The organism is Pseudomonas sp. S2_H01 (assembly GCF_054668305.1).
Map to the genome: position 1 here is coordinate 2,965,234 of NZ_CP162756.1, position 20,050 is coordinate 2,985,283.

The 20,050-nt window shown below is 60.8% G+C and carries 16 protein-coding genes; 14 read left to right on the forward strand and 2 right to left on the reverse strand.

Translation table 11 applies throughout. From position 1 onward, the window contains the following. Positions 1-26 precede the first annotated feature (26 nt). Both murU and AB4N84_RS13195 read left to right on the forward strand, forming a co-directional pair. A complete protein-coding gene (murU, locus tag AB4N84_RS13190; RefSeq protein ID WP_460046671.1) occupies positions 27-695 on the forward strand; it encodes an N-acetylmuramate alpha-1-phosphate uridylyltransferase MurU in 669 nt (222 codons plus the stop codon). Continuing rightward, positions 696-1,466: a DnaJ domain-containing protein gene (locus AB4N84_RS13195; protein ID WP_460046672.1), complete on the forward strand. Its 771-nt coding sequence runs from the start codon at positions 696-698 to the stop codon at positions 1,464-1,466. 123 nt (positions 1,467-1,589) lie between these two features. Here AB4N84_RS13195 and AB4N84_RS13200 read toward each other — a convergent pair whose 3' ends face one another. Next, positions 1,590-2,573 carry an alpha/beta hydrolase family protein gene (locus AB4N84_RS13200; RefSeq protein WP_460046674.1) on the reverse strand — a complete coding sequence of 328 codons (984 nt, stop codon included), beginning with the start codon at positions 2,571-2,573 and terminating at the stop codon, positions 1,590-1,592. Positions 2,574-2,711: 138 nt separating this feature from the next. Between AB4N84_RS13200 and AB4N84_RS13205 the strand changes: the two genes are divergently transcribed. The 12 genes from AB4N84_RS13205 (at position 2,712) to trpE (ending at position 17,851) form a co-directional block, all read left to right on the forward strand. Next, the gene (locus AB4N84_RS13205; protein WP_460046676.1) at positions 2,712-4,781 is read left to right on the forward strand and encodes a PAS domain-containing sensor histidine kinase; all 2,070 of its coding nucleotides are present in this window, start codon (positions 2,712-2,714) and stop codon (positions 4,779-4,781) included. Then, on the forward strand, positions 4,778-5,407 hold the full coding sequence (locus AB4N84_RS13210; RefSeq protein WP_074752215.1) for a response regulator: 630 nt from the start codon (positions 4,778-4,780) through the stop codon (positions 5,405-5,407). Before AB4N84_RS13205 ends, AB4N84_RS13210 begins: the two co-directional genes overlap by 4 nt. Positions 5,408-5,697: 290 nt before the next feature. Beyond that, complete coding sequence (locus AB4N84_RS13215) at positions 5,698-6,822, forward strand: ABC transporter ATP-binding protein (protein ID WP_074752214.1); 1,125 nt, start codon at positions 5,698-5,700, stop codon at positions 6,820-6,822. Between the two features lie 91 nt (positions 6,823-6,913). Beyond that, positions 6,914-7,945, forward strand: a complete 1,032-nt coding sequence (locus AB4N84_RS13220) for an ABC transporter substrate-binding protein (protein ID WP_460046678.1) — start codon at positions 6,914-6,916, stop codon at positions 7,943-7,945. A gap of 112 nt (positions 7,946-8,057) precedes the next feature. Then, complete coding sequence (locus AB4N84_RS13225; protein ID WP_460046679.1) at positions 8,058-9,305, forward strand: ABC transporter permease; 1,248 nt, start codon at positions 8,058-8,060, stop codon at positions 9,303-9,305. 10 nt (positions 9,306-9,315) lie between these two features. Beyond that, complete coding sequence (locus tag AB4N84_RS13230) at positions 9,316-10,140, forward strand: ABC transporter permease (RefSeq protein ID WP_460046681.1); 825 nt, start codon at positions 9,316-9,318, stop codon at positions 10,138-10,140. Between the two features lie 214 nt (positions 10,141-10,354). Further along, a complete protein-coding gene (locus tag AB4N84_RS13235; RefSeq protein ID WP_460046683.1) occupies positions 10,355-11,728 on the forward strand; it encodes a sigma-54 interaction domain-containing protein in 1,374 nt (457 codons plus the stop codon). Positions 11,729-11,926: 198 nt separating this feature from the next. Beyond that, positions 11,927-13,090, forward strand: a complete 1,164-nt coding sequence (locus AB4N84_RS13240) for an iron-containing alcohol dehydrogenase (protein WP_460046685.1) — start codon at positions 11,927-11,929, stop codon at positions 13,088-13,090. A 71-nt stretch (positions 13,091-13,161) separates the two neighbouring features. After that, complete coding sequence (locus AB4N84_RS13245) at positions 13,162-14,586, forward strand: hypothetical protein (protein WP_074752208.1); 1,425 nt, start codon at positions 13,162-13,164, stop codon at positions 14,584-14,586. Positions 14,587-14,809: 223 nt separating this feature from the next. After that, positions 14,810-15,481 (forward strand): ribulose-phosphate 3-epimerase, encoded by a 672-nt coding sequence (gene rpe, locus AB4N84_RS13250; protein ID WP_346832932.1) that lies wholly within the window; start codon positions 14,810-14,812, stop codon positions 15,479-15,481. After that, entirely contained in the window at positions 15,481-16,299 is an 819-nt protein-coding gene (locus tag AB4N84_RS13255; RefSeq protein ID WP_062385176.1) for a phosphoglycolate phosphatase, read from the forward strand. Before rpe ends, AB4N84_RS13255 begins: the two co-directional genes overlap by 1 nt. Positions 16,300-16,369: 70 nt before the next feature. After that, a complete protein-coding gene (trpE, locus tag AB4N84_RS13260) occupies positions 16,370-17,851 on the forward strand; it encodes an anthranilate synthase component I (RefSeq protein WP_460046686.1) in 1,482 nt (493 codons plus the stop codon). Between the two features lie 187 nt (positions 17,852-18,038). Here the strand turns inward: trpE and estP are convergent, their stop codons facing one another. Beyond that, positions 18,039-19,979: an esterase EstP gene (gene estP / locus AB4N84_RS13265; RefSeq protein WP_460046687.1), complete on the reverse strand. Its 1,941-nt coding sequence runs from the start codon at positions 19,977-19,979 to the stop codon at positions 18,039-18,041. Positions 19,980-20,050 lie beyond the last annotated feature (71 nt).

Sequence of the window (20,050 nt, forward strand, 5' to 3'; positions counted from 1 at the left end):
GTGAAGACTGTCTGGAAGAGGGACGCATGAAAGCGATGATTCTCGCCGCAGGCAAAGGCGAGCGCTTGCGCCCGCTGACCCTGCACACGCCCAAGCCGCTGGTGCGTGCCGGTGGCGTCCCGTTGATCGAATATCACCTGCGCGCGCTCAAGCGCGCAGGCTTCACCGATGTGGTGATCAACCACGCCTGGCTCGGTCAGCAGATCGAGGATTATCTGGGCGACGGTCAGCGCCTGGGGTTGAACATCGCCTATTCCCCTGAAGGTGAGCCGCTTGAAACAGGCGGCGGTATTTTTCGCGCGCTGCCGTTATTGGGTGACGAACCTTTTCTGGTTGTTAACGGCGACATCTGGACCGATTGCGATTTCGCGCCGCTTAGGGCACCGATCAAAGGGCTTGCGCATCTGGTGCTGGTGGACAACCCGCTGCATCACCCGACCGGCGACTTTGCGCTTGTGGGGGGAGAGGTTCGAGATGAAGCCAGCCTGTCGCGCCTGACCTACAGCGGCATTGCGGTGTTGCACCCACAGCTGTTTGCCGGGTGCAGCGCGGGTGCGTTCAAGCTCGCGCCGTTGTTGCGCGATGCGATGGGCAAGGGGCAGGTGACCGGAGAGCATTTCACCGGACGCTGGGTGGATGTCGGGACCCATGAACGGTTGGCGGAAGTCGAACAGATTCTTGCGGTGAAACCCTAAATGCTGTGGCCATTCACAGTGATCGGCGGTGGCGTCGGGTATGCGATCGCGAGCATTCCCGGCGCCATGCTGGGGGCTCTGTTGGGGCAGGCGCTGGACCGGCGTCTGCACGTGCAGAGCCTGGCCGAACTGCGCGAGCGTGTCAGCGGACGCAGCGTTCCTCGCGACGACGAGTTGATTTTCATCCTGCTGGGGCGGTTGGCCAAAAGCGAGGGTCGGGTCGTTGACGGCCATATTCAGCAGGCGCGCATTGAGATGCAGCGACTGGACATGAGCGATCCCGCGAAGCGGCGGGCGATTGCGGCGTTCAATCGCGGCAAGGACGGGCGCGACAACCTGCGTGTGCACCTGACGCGACTAAAACCACAACCGAACGCGGCCGAAGGGTTATTACGCGCGTGCTGGCGAATGGCCTGGGCAGACGGCAGAGCCACGCGCGTAGAGCGTGAATTGATCGTGCTGTGGGGCAAATGGCTGGGCTGGCCCGCGGACAAGGTCGAGGGGCTGTCATCCGGTGAGGATGAGCAAAGGGCTCGTGCGCCCGCCAGCAGCGGAGGGGAGTATCAGGAAGCGCTACGACTGCTGGGCGTGAGGTCTGATTCGGAGCCCGCGCAGATCAAGCGTGCGTACCGGCGTTTATTGAGTCGCCACCACCCGGACAAGGTCGCGGGCTCAGGTGCCAATCAACTTCAGGTGCGTGATGCGACGGAAAGGACTCGGGAGTTGCACAACGCCTATGCCGTCATTCGTGATCGGCGGGGGTTTCGGTGACTTCCAGGGTTGTATGTCACCTGTAGGCGCGCGCTTGCCCGCGATTGTGCAGGGTCAGACGCTTCATCATTGGCGGGCAGATCGCAACCGCGGCCAAGCGTGCTCCTACAAGGTGAGTCGACCTTACTGACTCTCCAGCCACCCGCGAACCCGACGGAACAGTTGATCCTGCTCCATCGCCGGATTACCCGCAATCGTGCTCAGCGCCACTTGAGTGAAGCGTGCATTCTTCACACGTTTACTCGCATCCAGACGGTCCTGTGCCTGCTGCCGCGCAACGGTTCGCTCCTTGGTGACGAAGTCCGCTGTCGCGACTTTCAGGGTCGGTAGCAGCTCCAGCAACGTCGGCGTGTCCTTTCCGGTATCCACCGCCGTCACCATCACCAGTTTCTGAACGGCAGGCGAAGCGTGCTCGCTCATGTACCGCGCGGCCCAGTAGGCGCCTGTGCCATGGCCCAGCAATACGACGGTGCGCGCTTTGTTCTGTTGAGCGAACGCCACGGCACTGTCGATACGGGCAAAGATTTTTTCCGCGTTAGCCTTGGCCAGTTCCGCTTGTGCTGCCGCTTGCTCGGCGGCAGCGGCCGCATCGGCTTCAGCGCTGGCGGCCGGATCGGGCGTCTTGGCTTGAGCGTCCTTGGGCTTGTCCTTGTCGGCAGGCGCTTTGTCGCCCGCAGGGGCCGGATCGGCGGCTCGTGCGAAAACGTCGTTGTAGGCGTCCGGCATGCTCAGGCTCAAACTTGACCAACCCACGTCGGGGAGCTTGCGACGCAACGGCCCGACGGTATTGGGCCAGTCGGGTGATTCATCCGCGCCGGGCACGATCACCACTGCGCCCTTCGGTTCATCAATGTTGGCGGGCTTCCACAGGGCCAGGAAACTGTCGTCGCCAGCCTGCAGCTGCTGTTGTTCGGCTTGGGGCACCGAACGTTCAAGCGCCAGCGCATCTTCCTGGCTGCGAGAGGGCAGGGCTGCGCGCTCGACGGGCGTTTCGGCAGGCTTGGCGTCTTTGGCCGGTGCAGGGTCTGCCGCCATCGCGATCTGCGAGCAAGGTAGTATCAGCGTCAGGCAAATCGCGGGAAACATTGCGCGAATGGTGTAGGACATCGGATATTCCAAAAGCCAGAAACAGTTCCGGCAGCCTAATGGGTTGATGACGGTTTGTCAGGCCGGTATCGGCGATTGCGTCGGGAGCCAGGCACACCACATGTTTGAACGAGGATTCAGGGAAGTGGAGATGACGGGTTGAGAATCCACGTGCTGTGCCTTCGGGTTATCGGCTGTCCGAGAGCGCTCTTGATATTTCTGGTGCTGACCGTCCTCTCTTCACTGGCGCAGGCGGGTGTGCCCACTGCGCCGCCCGACCCGCTCAGCGGTGCGCAAAGGGCCTGGCTCAATCAACGTGCTCAATTGCGGGTCGGGTTGGTATTGCAGGCACCTTATGCGCAATTTGATCGACGGGCGCAGGTGCTGTCCGGCGCCAACGTCGACCTGGTCAACCTGATGGCCAAGACCCTGCAGGTCGAGTTGCTATGGCGCAATTTTTCGGATCAGGCGGAGCTTGAAAAAGCCCTCGCCGATGGCGAGATCGACTTTGCGCCCGGCCTGACGCAAACCCCGGCAGGGCTTCGCCTCTGGCTGTACTCCGACCCGTACATGCGCGTGCCGCAACTGGTGGTCGGTGAGCGCGACGGGTCGGGTGTCGTCGATCTGGAGAAACTGGACAGCCAGGTGCGCGTCGCCGTGCGCATGCCCAGCACGACGGCCGACTACCTGCGCTCCAACTATACCCACCTCAATCTGCAGGGCGTGCCGATGGAGCGCCAGGCGTTGCAACTACTGTTGAGCCAACAGGCACGGTACGCGGTCGTTGACGAGGCACAACTCAGTCGGTTGTCCCGGGAAAGCGAGTTCGCGGGTCTGGCCGTGGTCGGCGATATCGGCTTTCCGCAGTTGTTGCGCGTCGCCTCCCGGCGCGACATGCCCGAGCTTGCCGAGATCATCAGTCGTGCGCTGAGCGTGATCGCACCCAAAGACCTCGACCAGTTGCATGCCCAGTGGTTGCAGCCCAAGTACCCGCACGTCAGTGAATCTGCGGGCCTGTGGAAAAATCTTACGCTGCTGTTGATGGTACTGGTGTTGGCAAGCGCCGCCATTGTGCTCTGGCAACGCAAGCAACAGCAGGTGCTGGAGCGAGAGTTGTTGGCGGCGCGTGAGGACATTTCCAAGCGTCAAGCGGGTGAGGAGTCCCTGCGTCTGGCGCAATTCTCCATCGACCAGAGCACAGTCGGCATTCTTTGGGTCAACTGGGACAGCCACGTGCGTTACGCCAATCGCGCGGCGGAAAGCATGCTGGGGTATGCGCCGGGCGGGGTGGTCGATCGTCCTTTGATCGATTTCGAGCCCGGACTGAACATGGATCGCTGGCTTAACCTGTGGAAGAACGCACGCTCCAGTGATGAGGCCCCGCAGAGCTTCGAAAGTAATTGTGTTCGCGCGGACGGCAGCATCCTGCCCGCGGACGTTTCGCTCAGCTTTTTGCGCTTTCGCGAGGCTGAATACTTGGTGGTGTTCATCACCGACGTGACCGAGCGCCGTCGCTCGCTGGCCGCGTTGCAGGAAAGCGAAGCCCGCTTGCAGGTTCTGGCCGAGCAGCTGCGGGAGTTGTCGGCGCACCTGGAAACCGTTCGTGAAGAGGAAAAGGCGCGCATCGCCCGTGAGGTTCACGACGAACTGGGTCAGATGTTGACCGTGCTCAAACTGGAAACGTCCATGTGCGAACTGGCCTATGCCGAACTCGATCCAGGGTTGCGGGACCGCCTGAACAGCATGAAGCGCTTGATCGCCCAGTTGTTTCAGCTGGTGCGTGACGTCGCCACCGCGCTGCGTCCGCCGATTCTCGATGCCGGCATCGCCTCGGCGATCGAGTGGCAAGCCCGGCGTTTTGAAGCGCGCACCCAGATTCCGTGTCTTGTCCAGGTGCCCGACAACCTGCCCGCGTTGCCGGACGCGACGGCCATTGGTCTGTTTCGCATCCTCCAAGAGTCGCTGACCAACGTCATGCGTCATGCCGAGGCGCACACCGTCGAGCTGAACCTGAGCCTGAACAACGGCGTGCTGTGCATGAGCGTGGCCGACGACGGCAAAGGCTTCGATCAACGGGCAGAGCGTCCGGCGTCGTTCGGGCTGGTGGGCATGCGCGAGCGCGTATTGATCATGGGCGGACGATTGCATCTGGACAGCACGCTGGGAGAAGGCACAACCTTGCGCATCTACATTCCGCTGGAACAGGTCGCGCAGGAGCAAGTGCAGTGATTCGTGTATTGGTCGCCGAAGACCACACCATCGTTCGTGAAGGCATCAAGCAGTTGATCGGCCTGGCCAAAGACCTGCAAGTGGTGGGGGAGGCCAGTAATGGTGAACAGTTGCTGGAAGGCCTGCGTCATATCGAGTGCGAAGTGGTGCTGCTCGACATCTCCATGCCCGGCGTGAACGGTCTGGAAGCCATCCCGCGAATCCGCGCACTGAACAACCCTCCTGCCATTCTGGTGCTCTCGATGCACGACGAGGCGCAGATGGCGGCTCGCGCCCTGAAGGTGGGTGCTGCCGGGTACGCCACCAAGGACAGTGATCCGGCGTTGCTGCTGACCGCGATCCGGCGGGTGGCGGCGGGTGGTCGTTACATCGATCCGGACCTGGCCGATCGCATGGTGTTCGAGGTTGGGCTGACGGATAGCCGGCCGTTGCATTCGCTGCTGTCCGAGCGCGAGTTCTCGGTGTTCGAGCGCCTGGCCCAAGGCGCCAATGTCAACGACATCGCCCAGCAACTGGCGCTCAGCAGCAAGACCATCAGCACCCACAAGGCGCGCCTGATGCAGAAGCTCAACATTACCTCGCTGGCGGAGCTGGTGAAGTATGCGATGGAGCACAAGCTGGTCTGATCACGTGTCTGAAAACGACGGTTTTCATCGCCTGTAATGACCCCTTCGCGAGCAAGCTCGCTCCCACAGAAAGACTGCGATCCCCTGTAGGAGCGCGCTTGCCCGCGAACGGGTTTCCACGTGCGAAATTCGTCTGCCTGACTGCATGCCTATTCCCGCCATCCGTGTAGGGCAATTCCTACAGAGAACCTTCCAAGGCGCCTAGGCCAATCTCTCCTACGCCCCGATTTGCGCGGTCTGCGGGCTAATCTAGGCTTGTTCCCACGGTTGATTAAACAAAGGTGTGGGTAATGAGCAACGTCGATTCAAGCGCTGGGGCAAGTGATGTTCTGGTCAGCTTTCGTGGTGTGCAAAAGAGCTACGACGGCGAAGCCCTGATCGTTAAAGACCTCAACCTGGACATCCGCAAGGGCGAGTTCCTCACCCTGCTCGGGCCTTCGGGCTCCGGCAAGACTACCAGCCTGATGATGCTCGCCGGGTTCGAAACACCGACGGCGGGCGAGATCCTGCTGGCCGGCCGCTCGATCAACAACGTGCCACCCCACAAGCGCGACATCGGCATGGTGTTCCAGAACTACGCGCTGTTCCCGCACATGACGGTCGCCGAGAACCTGGCGTTCCCGCTGTCGGTGCGCGGCATGAGCAAGACCGACGTTGCCGAGAAGGTCAAACGTGCCCTCGACATGGTGCAACTCGGGACGTTCTCCCATCGCTATCCGGCGCAATTGTCCGGTGGTCAGCAACAGCGTGTCGCACTGGCCCGCGCGCTGGTGTTCGAACCGCAACTGGTGCTGATGGACGAACCCCTCGGCGCACTCGACAAGCAATTGCGTGAACACATGCAGATGGAGATCAAGCACCTGCACCAGCGTCTGGGCGTGACGGTTGTTTACGTGACCCACGACCAGGGCGAGGCGCTGACCATGTCCGACCGCGTGGCCGTCTTTCACCAAGGTGAAATCCAGCAGATCGCGCCGCCGCGCACGCTGTACGAAGAGCCGAAAAACACCTTCGTCGCCAACTTCATCGGCGAGAACAACCGCATCAACGGCACCCTGCTCAGCCAGACCGGCGACCGTTGCGTCGTCACCCTGGGCCGGGGTGAGAAGGTCGAGGCGCTGGCGGTCAACGTGGGCGCGCCGGGCGACTCCGTCACCCTGTCGATTCGTCCTGAGCGTGTGAACCTCAACGGTCGGAGCGAAAGCTGCGTTAACCGTTTCTCCGGCCGAGTGGCTGAATTCATCTATCTGGGCGACCACGTGCGTGTGCGTCTGGAAGTCGCTGGAAAAACCGATTTCTTCGTCAAACAGCCCATCGCCGAGCTGGATCCGGCATTGAGCGTTGGCGACGTTGTGCCCATTGGATGGCAGGTCGAACACGCTCGCGCGTTGGACCCTTTGCAGGAAGCGCATTGATTCATCCGCTGTCGTCGCAAACAGAAGCACCCAGAGGCGACCGAATCGCCCCCCATTGCTTAACCAACATTGCTCGTGGAGAGAAAAACAAATGCTCAAGACATTGAAGCTCACCGCTCTATCGGTCGGCATGATGTGCGCGGCGCAAGCCATGGCCGCCGACCTGACAGTCATTTCCTTCGGTGGCGCGAACAAGGCTGCGCAGGAAAAAGCCTTCTACGCGCCTTGGGAAAAAAAGGGCAGCGGCAAGATCATTGCGGGCGAGTACAACGGTGAGATGGCCAAGGTCAAAGCCATGGTCGACACCAAGAGCGTGAGCTGGGATCTGGTCGAGGTCGAATCGCCAGAGCTGTCTCGCGGTTGCGACGAAGACATGTTCGAGACGCTCGATCCGGCCATTCTGGGCAAGAAAGAAGACTATGTGCCCGGTGCGATTCAGACCTGTGGCGTAGGCTTTTTCGTCTGGTCGACCGTTTTGGCGTACAACGCCGACAAGCTGAAGTCCGCCCCGACCGGCTGGGCCGATTTCTGGAACACCGAGAAATTCCCGGGCAAGCGCGGCCTGCGCAAGGGCGCCAAGTACACTCTGGAATTCGCCCTGATGGCTGACGGCGTAGCACCGAAAGACGTCTACAAAGTGTTGGCGACCAAAGAAGGCCAGGACCGCGCCTTCAAAATGCTCGACAAGCTCAAGCCAAGCATTCAGTGGTGGGAAGCAGGCGCCCAGCCGCCTCAGTTCCTGCAGTCTGGCGACGTCGTAATGAGCTCGGCCTACAACGGTCGCATCGCCGCCGTGCAGAAAGAAAGCAACCTGAAGGTGGTCTGGACCGGCGGCGTGTATGACTTCGACGCATGGGCCATTCCCAAAGGTGCGAAAAACGCCGAGGAAGCGAAGAAATTCATCGCTTACACCCTTGAGCCTCAACAGCAGAAGACCTACTCCGAGAACATCGCTTACGGCCCGGCCAACAAAGAGGCAGTCAAGCTGCTGAGCGCCGACACGTTGAAAAACATGCCGACCACCGAAGAGAACATCAAGGATCAGGTGCAGATCGACGTGAAATTCTGGGCTGACTTCGGCGAGAACCTTGAGCAGCGCTTCAACTCTTGGGCTGCCAAGTAAGCCTGCGAAAGACGTTGCCGTTTGGCGTCGTGATTTGAGTTAGATCCGGGTGCGTTTCCTTTCTCGTGGAGTGAGAAAACGCACCCTTTGTTGAAAGATTTCGGAGTTCGCTATGGCCACCGCCGTGCCCCTGACTGAAGGCGCCAGCCCGACCTTGAAGCAACGCCTGGCCCGTGCCGAGCGCGTCAACCGCTGGAAGGCTCAGGCGTTGATCGCGCCATTGGCGATTTTCCTGCTGCTGGTGTTTTTGGTGCCGATTGCGGCGCTGCTCTACAAAAGCGTGAACAACCCTGAAGTGGTTGGCGGCATGCCGCTGACCGTTGTTGAAGTGTCGAAGTGGGACGGCAAAGGCCTGCCGCCCGAGTCTGTGTATAAGGCTGCAAGTCAGGACCTGGCCGAAGCCCGCAAGAATCAGACACTGGGCGACCTGTCCAAGCGCCTGAACCAGGAGCTGGCCGGTTACCGCAGCCTACTGGCGAAAACGGCCCGTGCCGTTCCGTTCAAGGAAGAACCTGCTTCTTATAAAGAAGCGCTGGAAGCCCTCGATGAACGCTGGGGTGATCCCGCGTACTGGCAGGCGATCCGTCGCAACACGTCGAGCTTCACCCCCTATTATTTGTTGGCCGCTGTGGATCACCGTATCGATGACCTCGGTGAAGTGGCGCCAGCGACCCCTGATCAAGCGATCTACATCGATATCTTTGCCCGCACCTTCTGGATGGGTCTGGTGATAACGGTGATCTGCCTGTTCCTTGCCTATCCGTTGGCGTACCTGTTGGCGAATCTGCCTGCACGTCAAAGCAACTTGCTGATGATTCTGGTGCTGTTGCCGTTCTGGACCTCGATTCTGGTGCGCGTCGCGGCATGGATCGTTTTGCTCCAGTCGAGCGGTCTGATCAACGGTGCCCTCATGGCGCTGGGCATCATCGATAAGCCGCTGGAACTGGTGTTCAACCGGGTCGGCGTGTACATCTCGATGGTGCACATCATGTTGCCGTTCATGATCCTGCCGATTTACAGCGTCATGAAGGGCATCTCGCCCACGTACATGCGGGCCGCGATTTCCCTTGGGTGCAACCCGTTCGCCAGCTTCTGGCGCGTGTACTTCCCGCAGACCTACGCCGGTGTCGGCGCAGGCTGTCTGTTGGTGTTCATCCTGTCCATCGGTTACTACATCACCCCGGCCTTGCTCGGCAGCCCCAACGATCAAATGGTCAGCTATTTCGTGGCCTTCTATACCAACACCAGCATCAACTGGGGTATGGCCACGGCCTTGGGTGGCTTGCTGTTGCTGGCGACTGTCGTGCTGTACCTGATCTATAGCTGGCTGGTCGGTGCCAGCCGCCTGCGTCTGAGCTGAGGAGACTGAAATGTTGAGCCCTTATTCCTCGCCCATCGAGCGGGTCTGGTACTACGCACTGCGCATCCTGTGCGGGCTGATTCTGTTGTTCCTGGTGTTGCCGGTGCTGGTCATCGTGCCGCTGTCGTTCAACTCGGGCAGTTTTCTGGTGTATCCGCTGCAGGGTTTTTCGCTGCACTGGTACCAGGACTTCTTCGGTTCGGCCGAGTGGATGCGCTCATTGAAGAACAGCCTGATCGTCGCGCCTGCGGCGACCGTTCTGGCCATGGGCTTCGGAACGTTGGCAGCGATCGGTTTGACCCGCAGCAATTTCCCCGGCAAGTCGCTGGTGATGGCGTTGGTCATCTCGCCGATGGTCGTGCCGGTGGTCATCGTGGGGGTTGCCAGTTACCTGTTCTTCGCGCCCTTGGGGCTGGGTAACAGCTACACCTCACTGATTCTGGTCCACGCGGTGCTGGGTGTGCCGTTCGTGATCATCACCGTGTCGGCCACGCTGCAAGGCTTCAACTACAACCTGGTGCGCGCGGCCGCCAGTCTTGGCGCATCACCGCTGACGGCTTTCCGTCGCGTGACCTTGCCATTGATTGCGCCGGGCGTGATTTCCGGTGCCTTGTTTGCCTTTGCGACCTCGTTCGATGAAGTCGTCGTGACCCTGTTCCTCGCGGGCCCCGGACAAGCGACGCTGCCCCGGCAGATGTTCAGTGGCATTCGTGAAAACCTCAGCCCGACCATCGCCGCAGCGGCGACCCTGCTGATCGGTTTTTCGGTGGTGTTGCTGCTCGCCCTGGAATGGCTGCGCGGGCGCAGTGAGAAACTGCGCACGGCGGTGGAGTAAGCCATAGAGTTGCAAGTGGAGCTGCCATCCCCTGTAGGAGCGCGCTTGCCCGCGAATCGCGTAGCGTCTGTGACGAAGGTATCGCCTGACACAACGCATCGCGGGCAAGCGCGCTCCTACAGGTAGGGCTCCGTCCACCCTCCGGTTTTGTATCAATTGGTCGTTCACCGTTTAAACTCCGCTTCTTGCGATCAACCACGCACGGAGCCCCTCGGTGAACGTCAACGACGCCAGTTTCGAAGAACTGCTCAACGCTTTGCATGACGGCGTCTACATCACCGACGGTGACGGCAAGACGCTCAAGGTCAATCACGCCTACGAGCGTCTGACCGGCCTCAGCGGCGCGGACCTGATAGGCCGACCCATGCAGGAGCTGGTCAAGGAAGGCGTCATCTCGCAATCGGCCTCGTTGCGGGTTCTGCAGGAAGGCCGGCCGGTGTCGGTGATGCAGAGCCTCAGTCAGGGCAAGAAACTGCTGGTAAGTGCCACGCCGATTCTCGATGCCGAGCACCGCATTTCCTACGTGGTCAGCACGGTTCGCGACATGACCGAACTGCTGCGCATGAAGCACGAGCGCGATGAACTCCAGCAGCTCAAACAACTGCGCAACAGCACGGCCAAGCTGCATGCCGGTCAGCGCGACAACCTCCTGCATTCTCCCCTGATGGCCGATCAAGAGGTCTCCGGTCGGGTCTTCGCCCTGGCCCGTCAGGTCGCCAGCAGCCCAGTGAAAGTTCTGCTGCAAGGTGAAACCGGCGTCGGCAAGACACTCGTCGCACAGTTCATCCACAACGCCAGCCCGCGCGCCAGCGAGCCGTTTCTTGCCCTCAACTGCGGCGCGCTGCCTGAAAACCTGATCGAGGCCGAGCTGTTCGGTTACGCGCCAGGCGCCTTCACCGGCGCGGGGCCGAAGGGCAAGCGCGGTCTTCTGGAGCTGGCGCACCACGGCACGTTGTTCCTCGACGAAATCGGCGACCTGCCGTTGCCGGTTCAAGTGAAGCTGCTCAAGGTCATCGAAGAGAACCGGTTTATCCCGGTCGGCGGGCTTGAGTTGAAAGAGGTCGATGTACGCATCATCAGCGCCACCCATCACGACCTCAAACAGCTGGTGGCAGAAGGGCGCTTCCGTGCGGACCTGTTCTATCGCCTTAACGTGGTGCCGATCAATATTCCGGCCTTGCGCGAACGCAGTGAGGAAATCCCGCCGCTGCTGCATTACTACCTCGAAAGCTTTAATAGCCGGTACGAGCGCCAGGTGCAGTGGAGCCTCGAGGCCCTGGACCTGATGTGCGAATACGCCTGGCCGGGCAATATTCGCGAGCTGATCAACATCGTCGAGCGCCTGGTGGTGACCAATCAGAGCGGCACCATCGAGGCGCTGGATCTGCCTGAGGAAATCCTCAACCTCAACCCGCAGAACACCGACGACAGCCGCTTGCCCTTGCGCAAGGTGCTGGAAAACGCCGAGCGCTCGGCCATTCGTGCCGCGTTGCAGGTTCACAAAACCACTCGCCTGGCAGCCAAGGCGCTGGGTGTCAGTCAGGCGACCGTGGTGCAGAAGATGAAGCGCTGGGAGCGATCTGATTAACGGCGCTCTGATCAGGATTTCAATCAAGACCTGTGAAATCGATCAGAAAGCTAATCAGGACTGATCGGTCAAAAGCCTTCCTGACACCCTGTGATTCGCGCAAAGGCCCATGGCGTGGGGCTTTGCGTGGATTGGCACAGCTTTCGCTAACTCATCCTGCACGTCTTCCAATAAAACAACGCACACAGGACGAGCACGATGAGCCTCTCTGCCTCTCAAATCAGCGCCTTCAAAATCGCCAACAAACTGATCACCGGCCAAGCCGCCATCGAGCTGCTTGCCGCTGAACTGACCCGCCTCAACGTCAACAATCCCCTGATCGTCACGGACGCCGTTCTGGTGAAATCCGGCACCGTCGACCTGGCGCTGGCGCAACTGGGAGGCCGTCGTTACGGCATCTTCGACCAGGTCAAACCTGAGCCTGAAATCTCCATCGTCGAAGACTGCACCCGTGCGTATCGCGACGGCGGCCACGACGGTTTGATCGGTCTGGGTGGCGGCAGCGCCATCGACATCGCCAAAGGGGTTGCAGCGTTTGCCGGTCACGAAGGCCCGCTCGCCGAGCTGTTTGGCGTGGATCTGGTAAAGCGCAAAGGCCCTGCGCTGATTGCCATTCCCACCACTGCTGGCACCGGCTCGGAGGTCACCAATGTGGCGATCTTCTCGGACAAGGAAGCGCAACTGAAAAAGGGCATCGTCAGCGACTACCTGCTGCCTGACGTGGCCCTGGTCAGCCCGATCATGACCCTGACCTGCCCACGCAGTGTGACAGCGGCCAGTGGCGTCGACGCGCTGGTGCATGCCGTCGAGTCGTACCTGTCGGTCAACGCGTCGCCGATCACTGATGCCATCGCGCTGGGCGCCATCAAACTGATCGCCAAGGCGCTGCCCAAGGCCTACGCCAACCCGGCCAACCTGCAGGCCCGTGAAGACATGGCCACCGCGAGCCTGATGGCGGGCATGGCGTTCGGCAACGCGGGCGTGGGTGCTGTGCATGCGCTGGCGTATCCGTTGGGCGGCCGTTTCAACATCGCGCACGGCGTCAGCAATGCTTTGTTGCTGCCGTACGTGATGGCGTGGAACAAGATGGCGTGCGTCGAGCGCTTCCGTGACATCGCCGAAGCCATGGGTGTGCGAGTCGCCGAGCTGAGCGACAAGGACGCCGCCGATCTGGCCGTCAAAGCCATGGCTGATCTGTGCGCCGCCGTGGACATCCCGTCCGGCATGCGCAGCTTCAACGTGCCTGAGGATGCGATTCCTGCGATGGCCGAGGAAGCGAGCAAGATCGACCGCCTGATGCGCAACAACCCGCGCAAGTTGACCGCTGCCGACATCGAAAAAATCTACCGCGCAGCCTACTGATCCCGAAACGCCAAGACGCCCGGCCCGTTCGGGCGTCAGCCATTACAAGACCAATAAAACAGGTGCAGACAATGTCCAACACTCCCCAACCGCGGAGCGAAAGCCCGTACATCCCGCTCGGTCCTTTCAAGGTGCGATTGCCGTTCATTCACTACACGTTCGAGATGCCGGACTACCTGCAAGGTCTGCTGATGTGTGCCGTGGACCTGGCCGCGATCCCGCTGATGACCGAGCTGCTGGGCATGCCCTTTGAGGTTGCACTGGCGGTGGTGATGCTGAACGGGTTGCTTTACCTCACGCACCACCTGCTTGGCGACCCGACGGTGCCAGGCTGGATCACCCCGGCTGTCCCGCTGTTGATGGCTTACTGCGCGCAATTCCCCATGGGCCCGGAGCGTGTCCATGCCTTGATTGCGTTCCAGCTGATGCTCGGGGTGTTCTCGATTGCACTCGGCGCCACCGGGATGGCGAAGAAGGTCGTCGAATACGTGCCGTCCGCGATCAAGTCCGGGATCATCGTCGGCGCTGGATTGAGCGCGGTGATCGCCGTGTTCCAGGTGGGTGGCAAGTTCAACGTGCTGCCGTGGACCATTTCCATCGCGGTCGGCATCGCGTTCTACCTGATCTTCTCCCAGCACTTCAATGAGCTGAAGCGGCGCAACCGTTTTTGGTGGAACTTCGCCAAGCTGGGCATCTTGCCGATCATCCTGCTAGCCGTCGTGATTGCCCCGCTGTTCGGTGAGGCGCCATGGCCGACCATTCAATGGGGCATCAGCAAGCCGGACTTCGCCGGGTTGTGGGAACACTACACCGTGTTCGGACTGGGTATGCCGCCGTTGTCGATGTTTATCTCCGCGCTGCCGACCATGCTGGCGGTGTACATCATCGTCTTCGGCGACGTGCTCAGTGCGAAGTCGCTGCTTGATGAGGCGCAAACTGTACGTACCGATGAAGTCGTGGACTACAACCCGGATCGTGCTCACTTGATCTTCGGTGCGCGTAACGCGTTCATGAGCATCTTCGGCCCGGACGTCGCCATGTGCGGCCCGAAGTGGGCCGCGATGCTGGTCGTGGTGATCGAGCGTTTCAAAGGTGGCCCGAAGGCGATGCAGTCGATCATCGGTGGCGTTGGCTCGTTCCGCTGGGGCACCAACACCGGGTTGCTGCTGTTGCCGGTCGTGACCCTGGTTCAGCCGATTCTCGGTGTGGCGCTGTCGCTGACCCTGCTGATTCAGGGCTACGTGAGCGTGCGTCTGGGTATCCTCGAAGCGCGCAGCCAGCGTGACCTGGGCATTGCGGGCGTGATCGGCGCGGTGCTGGCGATCAAAGGCGCGAGCTGGGCGTTTGGTATCGGTGTGGTGCTGTGCTTGCTGATCTACGGGAAGAACTTCTTCAAAGGTGAAGTGGACGGAACGTTCGCCAAGGATTTGAGGGTGGTCGACGCCAAGCCAGCCGCCAACACCGAACGCGTGAAGGAAGAAGCGTTGGTGGATTGATTCTGCTTAGGGTGATGCTCTGTGGGAGCTGCCGGAGGTTACGACGGTGGCGAATGCGGTTGTTCTGACACACCGCTTTCGCCACCGTCGTCACCTCCGGCAGCTCCCACAATGGATCGCGATTGTATTCACGGGAAACCGCATTCATCCGCCACCCAACACACGTTTCAAACTCTTGGAGTACAATGCGCGCCACCGTGATTTCGCTCAAAAAAGGTGCGTCATGCAGCCCTTCGCTATTGCTCCGTCGATTCTGTCCGCCGATTTCGCCCGTCTGGGTCAGGAAGTCGACAATGTCCTGGCCGCTGGCGCCGACATCGTCCACTTCGACGTCATGGACAACCACTACGTCCCCAACCTGACCATCGGTCCGATGGTGTGCTCGGCGCTGCGCAAGTACGGCATCACGGCACCGATCGACGTTCACTTGATGGTCAGCCCCGTCGATCGCATCATCGGCGACTTCGTCGAGGCCGGCGCGACCTACATCACGTTCCACCCGGAAGCGACCCAGCACATCGACCGCTCCCTGCAACTGATCCGCGAAGGCGGTTGCAAGTCCGGTCTGGTGTTCAATCCGGCGACTCCGCTGAACCTGCTCGAGTACGTCATGGACAAGGTCGACATGATCCTGCTCATGAGCGTCAACCCGGGTTTTGGCGGGCAGAAGTTCATTCCCGGCACACTCAACAAGCTGCGCGAAGCACGCGCGTTGATCGACGCGTCCGGCCGTGACATCCGTCTGGAAATCGACGGTGGCGTCAACGTCAACAACATCCGTGAAATCGCTGCAGCGGGCGCCGATACGTTTGTTGCAGGTTCAGCTATCTTCAATGCGCCGGACTACCAAGAGGTCATTGAAAAAATGCGTGCAGAACTGGCGTTGGCTCGTTGATGAGCGGCTTCGAACAGCTGTTTCCGGGTCGCCTGCCCAAACTGATCATGTTCGATCTGGATGGGACCCTGGTCGATTCGGTGCCGGATCTGGCCGCAGCTGTGGATAAAACCCTGATTCAGCTCGGACGCGCGCCGGCGGGTATCGAGCGCGTGCGCGACTGGATCGGCAACGGTGTGCGCGTGCTGGTGCGCCGGGCGTTGGCGAACGACATGGACCACTCCGGCGTGGACGAAGCGTCCACTGAGTCGGCGCTGGCAATTTTCATGGAGGCCTACGGCGGCGACCATTCGCTGACCAAGGTCTATCCAGGCGTGCGTGAAACCCTGAAATGGCTGCAGAAAAATGGCGTGGAAATGGCCCTCATCACCAACAAGCCCGAGCAATTCGTCGCGCCTCTGCTGGATGACATGAAACTGGGCCGTTTCTTTCGCTGGATCGTGGGCGGCGATACCTTGCCGCAACAGAAACCCGATCCTGCGGCGCTGTTCTTCGTGATGAAAATGGCCGGTGCGCCGGGCTCGCAATCGCTGTTTGTCGGTGACTCGCGCAACGACGTGCTGGCCGCCAAAGCCGCCGGTGTCGCGTGTGTGGCATTGAGCTACGGCTACAACCACGGTCGCCCGATTGCCGAGGAATCTCCGGCGCTGGTGATCGACGATTTGCGCAAGCTTATTCCCGGTTGCTTAGATCTTGGGGCTGAGATAACGTTGCCCGACGTTAAAGCTCCCTCCTTTAGAGAATCCATCGTGGTGGTCACTCGCAAACTCTGGATGAAAGTCATCAAGGCCCTGGCCCGTTGGCGTTGGCGCGCCTGACTTGAATCTGGCCGGACGTCCGGCGCGTTTGCACAACTGACCGTTTTACCCTCAGACCACGAGGCTGATCATGACCCGCGAAGAATTCCTGCGTTTGGCCGCTGACGGCTACAACCGCATTCCGCTTGCCCTCGAAACACTGGCCGACTTCGACACACCGTTGTCGATCTACCTGAAGCTCGCCGACGAGCCGAACTCCTATCTGCTGGAGTCGGTGCAAGGCGGCGAAAAGTGGGGCCGTTATTCGATCATCGGACTGCCCTGCCGTACGGTCATGCGTGTGCATGGGCACACCATCAGCGTGACCCGGGACGGTGTCGAGATCGAGCGTCTCGAAGCCGAAGATCCGCTGGCATTCGTCGAAACCTTCAAGGCGCGTTACAACGTGCCGACCATTCCCGGTCTGCCGCGGTTCAACGGCGGTTTGGTGGGTTATTTCGGTTACGACTGCGTGCGTTATGTAGAGCCGCGTCTGGGCGCCTGCCCGAACCCGGACCCACTGGGCGTGCCGGATATCCTGCTGATGGTGTCCGACGCCGTGGTGGTGTTCGACAACCTGGCGGGCAAGATGCACGCCATCGTGTTGGTCGACCCTGCTCAGCCAGACGCTTATGAAAGCGGCCGGGCGCGTCTGGACCAGTTGATGGAGAAACTGCGCCAGCCGATCACCCCGCGTCGTGGCCTGGACCTGACCCGTCCACAGGCGGCCGACCCGGTGTTCCGCTCCAGTTTCACGCAGGGCGATTACGAAAAAGCGGTCGACACCATCAAGGAATACATCCTGGCGGGCGACTGCATGCAGGTCGTGCCGTCGCAGCGCATGTCCATCGACTTCAAGGCTGCGCCGATCGATCTGTACCGCGCGCTGCGCTGTTTCAACCCGACGCCTTATATGTACTTCTTCAACTTCGGCGACTTCCATGTCGTCGGCAGTTCGCCGGAAGTGCTGGTGCGCGTCGAAGACAACCTGATTACCGTGCGTCCTATCGCCGGTACTCGTCCTCGTGGCGCGACCGAAGAAGCGGACCACGCGCTCGAAGTCGATCTGCTGTCCGACGACAAGGAAATCGCCGAGCACTTGATGCTCATCGACCTGGGCCGTAATGACACCGGGCGCGTCTCAGAGATCGGCTCGGTGAAGCTCACCGAGAAGATGGTCATCGAGCGTTATTCCAACGTCATGCACATCGTGTCCAACGTGACCGGTCAGTTGAAAGCCGGCCTGACCGCCATGGACGCCCTGCGTGCGATCCTGCCGGCAGGCACGTTGTCGGGTGCGCCTAAGATTCGCGCGATGGAAATCATCGACGAACTCGAGCCGGTCAAGCGTGGCGTTTACGGCGGGGCAGTCGGATACCTGGCGTGGAACGGCAACATGGACACCGCGATTGCCATTCGTACCGCAGTGATCAAGAACGGCGAACTGCACGTTCAGGCCGGTGGCGGCATCGTTGCAGACTCGGTGCCCGCGCTTGAGTGGGAAGAAACCCTGAACAAACGCCGCGCCATGTTCCGCGCGGTGGCCTTGGCAGAGCAGACGCCTGAGGCGTAATGAAGCTGCACCCTTAAAAACGGCGCCAATGGCGCCGTTTTTTTTGTCCGGCGCAAATCCCGTGTAGGAGCGCGCTTGCCCGCGATGAGGTCGGTACATCCGCTGCAAACTCAGCGTCAGACAATCAGTCTTCGCGGGCAAGCGCGCTCCTACACGTCCACGTTTGATGCGGGGTAGGAGAGCGGCATTAGAAATCCAGGCTCAACGCAAGATTCACCCCTTGCTGCGTCAGGTCATCGTTTTTGCGCCAGTTGTAACCCGCACGCAGTGTCAGATCCGGGGCGAGCTTCTGACTCATGCCAACGCTTGCCCGATTCAAACTGCGCTGCGGCTCATAACCTTCCAGATTGAAGTCCACGCCGGGAACGCTGTTCAACGCGATGGTCACATCCTGCTGATCGGTGTCGAATTCCCGCTCATGTGCCACCTCGCCAAACAGCTGGGTTTGCGGTGTGAGGTCGAACTTGCCCTGCACGCCTGCTCCGAGCCGTTTTGAACGGCGGGTTTGATCGTCGTAGTTGAGCGCCGTCGCCCGAGTGCTGTTCTCCGAGTAACCGTCCACCTCGACATGCGAGTAGTCGGCGCTGATGAAGGGCGAGACATGCCAGCGGCTGGTCTGCTCGGCAAGATCGAATCCCACTCGGCCACTGAGCGCCCAAAGGTTGCCGTCGGTGTCGCTTTTCTCTGCACCCTCGCTGACGCCCAGCGCAAATTTGCGCTTGAGGTTGTCGTAATCGAGTTTGCCACCCGATGCAGCGAGATCAGCCCACCAGTGATTCGCCTGAAACTGCACAAAAGCCGTCGCGATGTAGCTGTTGAGCTTGTAGTCCGAATCCCGTGGACCCGCTTCCATCGTCTGCCGGTAGGCGCCCGCGACCAGGCCGGCACGCCAGTCTTCAGCAAACCGGTAGCTGCCGCCGATGGTCAGGTTGTAGCCATGGCCGTCGCCGCTCGCAGAATTGCTCTGCGCATCGAAGTCCATTTTCTGACCGCCCCCGGCGACGATCGCACGCCATTCACCCACGTTCTGCCAGTTGCCCCAGTCGGCCAGCCATTGACTGCGCAGCTCATCCTGTTGTGCGCGCAAAGTGCCATTGGCCATTTCCGGCAGCAGGGTGATCTCCCAAGGCGCAGACAGAATCGAATAGCCGTAGTCGGCGATGAGGCGCTGGCCGGCGACGGTGGGGTGAACCCCGTCGTTGAAAAGGAGTTTCGTCGGGTCAGGCGTGAGCCCGCCAATTCCGTAAACACTGTTGGCGGTGCAGCTGTTACCACTGAAACAGGTGCCGACCAGATTCTGGTCGGCGGCCAGACCGTAGCGCGCAGGTTCGGCCAACACTTCTCTGACCAGGCCGGGCACGTTCAGCGGGATGACCTCGGCATTGATTTGCCCGAGACGGTTTACCAGCTGTTGATTGAACACGCCGCTGAGCAACGTCGACGGGACCTGCAATGGCGTGCCTGAAACAGCGGGCGTCTGGCCGATATCGGGCAGCAGCCAGACCATGATGTAACGCGCACCTGCCTGCGACAGCACCTGCGCGCTGTCAGCGAGATTGTTCGCGGCACTGACCGCTTGCCCCGGGCTAAGCACCCGACCCTGCAGAAAGTCGTTGCCACCGCCGGTCAGGTAATACAGCGCATTCGGGTCGGCACGAAAGCCGGTTTCTGCCAGATAACCTGGTCGTGTGCGGAAAACGGTGGTCACGCCGGTCGTGGTATCGGTATTGGCGACCTGCGACTGAGTGGTGATCGCGGCCAAAATTTGATCCGTCCGATCACCACCCACCGCCCAGTTGTTACCGTCGGCCAATCCTTGTGCCGCACGGACCGGTGAGGTGGATGCCTGTAGATCATTGGGTGACACCCCGAGCATGCCGCCCAGCAGCGTCGAGGCGTTCAGGCCGAACACCTCACCGCTTCCATTCAGATACGTGGGGCCGGTACGGTTGGTGAAGCGCAAGGTTGCACCGGGTGGGCCGCCCGCGTCGGGAAACTGGCCCGCATCGGCGAGGCTGTCGCCGAATACGATCATCGTTGAATAGGGCGAGGAAGCCGCCGACGCCGAGGAGCAGGCGAGCGCGAGGAGGCAGGCCGCGAAAGGTCGCGACAGTGTGGCGTTGAGCATGAGAAATCCCTTCTTTTTTTATTGCTGTACGACAAGGTAGCAGCCACGACACAGGTCGCCATGTTCTGTAT